This window comes from Mammaliicoccus sp. RAM2 (assembly GCF_045897195.1).
Classification (GTDB): Bacteria; Bacillota; Bacilli; order Staphylococcales; family Staphylococcaceae; genus Mammaliicoccus; species Mammaliicoccus sciuri.
In genome coordinates, this window is record NZ_JBJNWI010000026.1 from 1 (window position 1) to 445 (window position 445).

1 protein-coding gene is annotated in these 445 nt (G+C 35.3%); it reads right to left on the minus strand.

Annotation, left to right across the window (positions count from 1 at the left end; all coding sequences use genetic code 11):
* Positions 1 to 99: 99 nt before the first annotated feature.
* A partial coding sequence (locus ACJTHF_RS14040) for a sugar phosphate nucleotidyltransferase (protein ID WP_407812638.1) occupies positions 100 to 445 on the minus strand: 346 nt, incomplete at its 5' end.

Here is a 445-nt window from a genome sequence, read left to right on the forward strand (position 1 = left end):
CCGCTACTTCTTCTTCTGTTTGAACATTATGAAACTGTTCAACTAAACTTTCAGATATTCTTTGTTCCCATTGTGCTCTCAAAGTTCTAGCTCCTTTACTTAAATATCTAATGTTTGAATATAACGTTTAATTTCATCACGCATTTCTTGGTCTTTCAATGCATATTCTATCGTCGTCTTCACAAATCCAATTTTTTCTCCGACATCATAGCGTTGTCCTTCAAAATCATACGCGTAAACTTTATCATCTTTATTTAAACGTTCGATCGCATCTGTTAATTGAATTTCTCCACCACTACCTTCGGTTTGATTCTCAAGATAATCAAAGATTTGAGGAGATAAAACGTATCTACCCATAATCGCTAGATTAGATGGCGCAGTTCCTTGTTCTGGTTTCTCCACAAAACGACTCACCTCATATAAACGATCATCTTGTGAATTAGGA